At 63.0% G+C, this 6,208-nt stretch carries 7 protein-coding genes; 4 read left to right on the top strand and 3 right to left on the bottom strand.

Annotated elements, in window-relative coordinates; genetic code table 11:
- Positions 1-145: 145 nt before the first annotated feature.
- The 3 genes from RMO81_RS12850 (at position 146) to RMO81_RS12840 (ending at position 1,893) form a co-directional block, all read left to right on the top strand.
- A complete protein-coding gene (locus tag RMO81_RS12850) occupies positions 146-1,324 on the top strand; it encodes a VWA domain-containing protein (RefSeq protein ID WP_310476288.1) in 1,179 nt (392 codons plus the stop codon).
- Between the two features lie 79 nt (positions 1,325-1,403).
- Positions 1,404-1,652: a DUF4160 domain-containing protein gene (locus RMO81_RS12845; RefSeq protein WP_310476287.1), complete on the top strand. Its 249-nt coding sequence runs from the start codon at positions 1,404-1,406 to the stop codon at positions 1,650-1,652.
- Positions 1,618-1,893 (top strand): DUF2442 domain-containing protein, encoded by a 276-nt coding sequence (locus RMO81_RS12840; protein ID WP_310476286.1) that lies wholly within the window; start codon positions 1,618-1,620, stop codon positions 1,891-1,893. Before RMO81_RS12845 ends, RMO81_RS12840 begins: the two co-directional genes overlap by 35 nt.
- Before the next feature lie 43 nt (positions 1,894-1,936).
- Here RMO81_RS12840 and RMO81_RS12835 read toward each other — a convergent pair whose 3' ends face one another.
- From RMO81_RS12835 to glpK, 3 genes are all read right to left on the bottom strand, one after another.
- The gene (locus RMO81_RS12835) at positions 1,937-4,069 is read right to left on the bottom strand and encodes a PQQ-dependent dehydrogenase, methanol/ethanol family (RefSeq protein WP_310476285.1); all 2,133 of its coding nucleotides are present in this window, start codon (positions 4,067-4,069) and stop codon (positions 1,937-1,939) included.
- 94 nt (positions 4,070-4,163) lie between these two features.
- Positions 4,164-4,334 carry a hypothetical protein gene (locus RMO81_RS12830; protein ID WP_310476284.1) on the bottom strand — a complete coding sequence of 57 codons (171 nt, stop codon included), beginning with the start codon at positions 4,332-4,334 and terminating at the stop codon, positions 4,164-4,166.
- Entirely contained in the window at positions 4,331-5,824 is a 1,494-nt protein-coding gene (gene glpK / locus RMO81_RS12825; protein WP_310476283.1) for a glycerol kinase GlpK, read from the bottom strand. Before glpK ends, RMO81_RS12830 begins: the two co-directional genes overlap by 4 nt.
- Positions 5,825-5,836: 12 nt before the next feature.
- Here glpK and RMO81_RS12820 point away from each other — a divergent pair.
- Positions 5,837-6,208 (top strand): FAD-dependent oxidoreductase (locus RMO81_RS12820; protein WP_310476282.1); only part of this gene is annotated, 372 nt, incomplete at its 3' end.

Genomic DNA, 6,208 nt, shown 5'->3' with positions numbered 1-6,208 from the left:
GAACAGGCCCCGATCCGCGCCTTCTACCCCGGTGGCCGCATCGAAACGGTCATCCCGCCAAACCGCACGCTCAAGGCGCTGCGCGGATGAAAGCTGCGCCATATGGCGGGGTGGCAGCCAGCATTTGCCCTGATAGGATGCACCGATGTTCCTGACCTTCCTTGAAGAGCTGCGCGCAGCGAAGATCCCGGCCTCCATGAAGGAGCATCTGATCCTGCTTGAAGCATTGCAGAGCGATGCCATCGATTATTCGATTACCGATTTCTATTATCTGGCTCGCGCGACCTATGTGAAAGACGAAGGCCTGCTCGATCGTTTCGACATGGTATTTGCCAAGGTATTCAAGGGTATAGAGCCAACACTTGAAACCGGCGAGACCGAGATTCCCGAAGACTGGCTGCGCGCCCTGGCCGAAATGAACCTGACCGAGGAGGAGCGCGCCGAGCTGGAAAAAATGGGTTGGGACAAGCTGATGGAGACACTCCAGAAGCGGCTGGAGGAACAGAAGAAGCGCCACGAAGGCGGCAACAAGTGGATCGGCACCGCCGGCAAATCGCCGTTCGGTGCCAATGGCGACAATCCCGAAGGCGTGCGCATCGGCCAGAAGGATGGCCGCAAGCAGAGCGCTGTCAAAGTCTGGGACAAGCGCGAGTTCAAGAATCTCGATTCAACCGTTGAACTGGGCACCCGCAACATCAAGGTCGCCTTGCGTCGCCTGCGCCGCTTCGCCCGTGAAGGCGCCGCCGACGAGCTTGACCTTGATTCCACCATCCGCGGCACGGCCAAGCAAGGCTGGCTCGATATCGTCATGCGGCCGGAACGCCACAATGCGGTGAAACTGCTGCTGATGCTGGATATCGGCGGTTCGATGGATGCCCATATCAAGCTGTGCGAAGAGCTGTTTTCAGCGGCGAAAACCGAATTCAAGCACATGGAGTTTTTCTACTTCCACAACTGCCCCTATGAGGCGGTGTGGAAAGACAACAAACGCCGCTGGACCGAGCGGACGCCGATGATGGAGATTCTCCATAAATTTCCGCATGATTACAAACTCATCTTCGTCGGCGACGCCTCGATGAGCCCGTATGAAATCACCTATGCCGGCGGCAGCACCGAACATTGGAACGAGGAACCCGGCGAGGCGTGGCTGAACCGGCTCACCGACGTCTATCACTCGTCAATCTGGCTGAATCCGATCCCGGAAAAGCATTGGGAAAACGGCCAGTCGATCCGGATGATCAAAGAGATCATGCACGATCGCATGTATCCGCTCACGCTGGACGGGCTGGATCGCGGCATGCGGGAGTTGAGCCGCAAGAAGTGAAGCAAGTAAACAACTTCCGGCAACCCGCGCGCCTGCCTGCACTTTTGGCTGCCAAGGTCCATGCAGGAGGGATTTCCTGATGCCGACCATTCACCGCCAAGCCGGATGGCGATTCCATTTTTACTCTGGCGATCATCCGCCGCCGCATGTGCATGCTGAAAAGGACGGAGCGGAAGCCCGGTTCGATCTCCTGCCAGTCCGCCTGACCCGCAACGATGGCGTGCGGGCGCGGGATTTGGAATGGCTGCAAACCGTGATAGAAGCGCAAGCAACGGAATTTGAAAAGGCATGGCATGGCTTCTTTGGCACAAGCGGACCTTCGCGATGAGCGCGCGGTTGACGTGCGTTTTGCCGACGGCCAACTGATCGTTGATCTGCGCGATGGGCGCACGATCGCTACGCCGATTGTCTGGTATCCCCGCCTCCGACGCGCCACCGATGCTCAACGCCGCAATTGGCGTCTTAACGGATCAGGCTATGGCATCCATTGGCCCGACGTGGATGAAGATCTGAGCGTTGAGGGGATGTTGCGCGGCATAGCTGCCCCGAACTGGCAACAGCCGGACTGAGCTTCGCCTCCCCAGCCGCCGGCCAGGGAGGAAACGGCCCTGATTATTTGCCGCCAGCGGCTTCGAGCGCCTGCAGTTTCTTCGCCTGTTGGCCGACATAGGCGCGCACCGATTCCACCTGGGCCGGCGTGTACCAGCGGCTGAAAGCGATCATGCCGTTGGCCTTCAGCGCACCATCGTGAACGATGGCCTTCCAAGCTTCTGCGTCGGTCAGCACGCCTGAGCGCCGCAGATCGGGCACGATGCCCGACGCATGGGCATCGGGGCCATGGCAGAAGGCGCAGTTGGCGCTGTAGATCTTGCCGCCTTCAACCACCTGCACCGGCGTGAAGGCATCACTGGGCGGATTGGCCGCGGCAAACACCGGCTCGGTCGCGCGTGGCAACGCGCCCTTGCCGCCCAGCTTGAACACCAGCAGACGGCCATTGCGGGCATCGCGCGGATCGTCAAAGGCCGCAGTCAACGGGAAGGCGCCGCCATAGCCGACCATGATAGCCACATATTGCTGGCCCTTCACGGCATAACTCACGGCCGGCGCGATGATGCCGGTCTGCGCCTTGAAGTTCCACAGCTTGGCGCCCGTGCTTGCATTGAACGCCTGGAAATCGCCGGCGCCATTGCCTTGGAACACCAGATTGCCCGCCGTCGCCAGCGTGCCGCCGTTCCACGGGCCATCATAGGTGATTTCCCACGCCGGCTTTTGCGCCACCGGATCCCAGGCGATCAACTTGCCTTTCAGCGATGCCTTGATCGCCTTGAACTGGGCCCGATCATCGGGAACCGAACCGGGATCGATAGCGATGCCCAGGTTCCAGGCGCCTTCACGGCGTTCAAAACCTTCCTGGTTCTGATAGAATTGCGGCATTTCCTGCGCCGGCAGATAGACCAGACCGGTGCGCGGGCTATAGCTCATCGGGTGCCAGTTGTGGGCGCCCAGCGGCGACGGCATCACCAGCACGCCGGCCTTGCGATAGCGCGCTTCCGGCACTTCGATCGGGCGGCCGGTCTTCATGTCCACGCCGGTGGTCCAGGTTTGCGTGGCAAATCCCTTGGCCGAAATCAGCTGCCCATTGGCGCGGTCGATCACATAGAAAAAGCCGTTTTTTGGCGCCTGCATCAGCACCTTGCGCGGTTTGCCTTCGATTATCAATGTTGAAAGCATGATCGGCTGGGTCGCGGTATAATCCCAGGTTTCGGCCGGCGTGCCCTGATAGTGCCAGAGATATTCGCCGGTATCCGGCTTCAGCGCCAGCACCGACGACAGGAAGAGATTGTCGCCCTTGCCGTCAGAACGGATCTCGTGATTCCACGGGGAACCGTTGCCGACACCGATATAGAGCTGATCCAGTTCCTGATCATAAACGATGGCATCCCAGGCCGTGCCGCCGCCGCCGCCCTTCCAATATTCGCCTGACCATGTTGGCGCGACCTTGCCGGCCATCACGCTATCCGACGCTTCGCCATCGGGGCCGTCGGCCGGGTTGCCCGGCACGGTGAAGAAGCGCCATTTCTTCTTGCCGCTCATCGCGTCATAGGCCGTCACATAACCGCGAACGCCCAGTTCGCCGCCGCCGTTGCCGATCACCACCAGCCCCTTCATCACGCGCGGGGCGCCGGTGATGGTGTAGGGCTTGGCACTATCGGTAAACGTCTGCGTGGACCATTTCACCTTGCCGGTATCGGCATCCAGCGCGATCAGCCGGCCATCGAGAGCGGCGACATACACCAGCCCGCCCCACACCGCGACACCGCGATTGACGACATCGCAGCAGGCGCTGTGGCCGCGCGCTTTGTCCACCTTGGGGTCGTAACGCCACTTCACCCGGCCAGTGACGGCATCGAGCGCCATCACCGTGGACCATGACGTGGTGGTGTACATCGTGCCATCGACGACGATCGGCGTGGCTTCCTGGCCGCGATTGGTGGGCAGATCGGTATACCAGGCGAGGCCAAGCTGGCCGACATTGTCGGCATTGATCTGGGTCAAATCGGCAAAGCGTTGTTCGGCATAAGTGCCGCCGTGCGTCATCCAGTTGCCGGGTTCGCTGCGCGCGTTCATCAGCCGCTGCGCATCCACACCGCGCACGCCGGTGCCGGGCCCGCCAGCGCCGGCCAGCCCAGCGGTCAAAACCGTACCTGCCAGAAACACCGCTGCCGTCTTGCTGAATTTGTTCATGCCATCCTCCCCAGAATGTTCGAGGGCAGACTAGGGCAGCAATCGGCAGACGCAAACAATCCATTGTCGCAGGCCGGGCCTTCAGGCAGGCAGGTCAGGCCGGGATTGGCAGGCTCACCACCCAGGCGTTGAACGCGACCACGAGGCCAGCCACCATCATCAGCACCGCCTTGGTTCTGTTGCCGCCGGGTTGCTGCAACAGCCACAGCCCGCCCAGCACCAGCGCCAGCGCTGCCACCAGCGCCAGGCCGGTGAGCGGATTCACGCCAGAACCTTGGCGATGGCAGCCTGCCACTGCGTGCGCCGTGCAGCGCGAGCCGCGCCATCGATGGCCGGGTGAAAACGCACATCCGCCGCCGCCATGGCATCAGCGGCCGCCGCCAGATCGGCAAACAGGCCAGCGCCCACACCGGCCAGCATGGCAGCGCCCATCGCCGTGGTTTCGATCACGCGCGGCCGTTCGACCACCACGCCCAGGCTGTCGGCCAGATCCTGGCACAGCCAGTTGTTGGCCACCATGCCGCCATCGACGCGCAGCATCGCCGCCGGCACGCCATCAGCCGCCAGCGCATCAACCAGATCGGCGGTCTGCTGGCCCTGGGCTTCCAGCGCCGCACGCACGACATGAGCGCGGGTGCTGCCGCCCGACAGGCCACAGATCACACCGCGCGCGTCCGGATTCCAGTACGGCGCGCCCAGCCCGGCCAGCGCAGGCACAAAGCTGACACCGCCATTGTCGGGCACGCTTTGCGCCAGTGTTTCAGATTCGGCGCTGGTGGCGATGATGCCCAGCCCGTCACGCAGCCATTGCACGGCCGAACCGGCCACAAAGATGGCGCCTTCCAGTGCATAGGCGGGTTTGCCATCCAGCCGCCACGCCACGGTGGCAAGCAGGCGGTTGCGCGACACCGGCGGTTCTGCGCCGGCGTGAGCGAGCAGGAAGCAGCCGGTGCCATAGGTTGCCTTCAGCATGCCCGGAGCAAGGCAGGCCTGCCCGATGGCCGCCGCCTGCTGATCGCCAGCTGCGCCCGTGATCGGGATGCTGCGGCCCAGCAGGGTCGTTTCCGCCAGCGCGCCAGCGCAATCGACAATGGCCGGCAGCGCGGCCTTGGGCACGCCCAGCATGGCAATCAGTTCATCGTCCCACTGGCAGCTGGCCAGATCCATCAGCAGGGTGCGGCTGGCATTGGTGGCGTCGGTCACATGCACCTTGCCGCCCGACAGATGCCAGATCAGCCAGCTTTCCACCGTGCCCACGGCCAGCCGGCCATCCCGCGCCGCATCGGCCACCATCGGCCAGTTATCCAGCGCCCAACGGAACTTGGTGCCGGAAAAATAAGGATCAAGCAAAAGCCCGGTCTTGGCCTGCACCTTGGCTTCCAAGCCAGGATCAGCGGCCTTCAGCCCGGCGCAATAATCGGCGGTGCGGCGATCTTGCCAGACGATGGCGCGGGCCAGCGGCTCGCCAGTGGTGCGATCCCAGAAACAGATGGTCTCACGCTGGTTGGTGATGCCGATGGCGGCGATGCGTTCGGCGCCCACCTGCGCGGCCACCTCCTCAAGGCAGGCCCGCGACAGATCACGGATTTCGGCCGGATCATGCTCCACCCAGCCGCTGGCCGGGTAATGCTGCGTCATCGGGCGCCCGGCGCTGGCAACGATCTCGCCGGTCTGCGTGAAGGCAATCGCCCGGGTGGAGGTGGTGCCCGCGTCGAGCACGAGGATCAGCTGCCCCGGAGTCTGTTGGTTCGTCATGTCGCCTTTTCTATGGGCACAAAGCCCGTTAGGGAAGCGCTCGTGACGATTTCCTCCACACCTTATGATCTTGCCATCATCGGCGCCGGCATCAACGGCGCCGGCATCGCCCGTGATGCGACCGGGCGCGGGCTGAAAGTCGCGATCATCGATGCCGGCGATATCGGCGGCGCGACGTCCTCATCGTCAACCAAGTTGATCCACGGCGGCCTGCGCTACCTGGAATATTATGCCTTTGGCCTGGTGCGAAAGGCGCTGGCCGAACGCGAGGTGCTGCTCGACATCGCGCCGCACATCACCTGGCCGCAATCCTTTGTGCTGCCGCACGCAGATGGCATGCGGCCGGTGTGGATGCTGCGGCTGGGCACCTTCCTGTATGATCAT

The organism is Sandarakinorhabdus sp. (genome assembly GCF_031422795.1).
Lineage (GTDB): Bacteria > Pseudomonadota > Alphaproteobacteria > Sphingomonadales > Sphingomonadaceae > Sandarakinorhabdus.
The sequence above is the reverse complement of the archived record's forward strand: the minus strand, read 5'-3'. Positions and strand labels throughout refer to the sequence as shown.

Bases quoted from the DNA above. Each gene is read 5' to 3' on its own strand.
- RMO81_RS12850 (WP_310476288.1), top strand. From the start codon at position 146: ATGTTCCTGACCTTCCTTGAAGAGCTGCGCGCAGCGAAGATCCCGGCC.
- RMO81_RS12845 (WP_310476287.1), top strand. From the start codon at position 1,404: ATGCCGACCATTCACCGCCAAGCCGGATGGCGATTCCATTTTTACTCT.
- RMO81_RS12840 (WP_310476286.1), top strand. From the start codon at position 1,618: ATGGCTTCTTTGGCACAAGCGGACCTTCGCGATGAGCGCGCGGTTGAC.
- RMO81_RS12835 (WP_310476285.1), bottom strand. From the start codon at position 4,069: ATGAACAAATTCAGCAAGACGGCAGCGGTGTTTCTGGCAGGTACGGTT.
- glpK (WP_310476283.1), bottom strand. From the start codon at position 5,824: ATGACGAACCAACAGACTCCGGGGCAGCTGATCCTCGTGCTCGACGCG.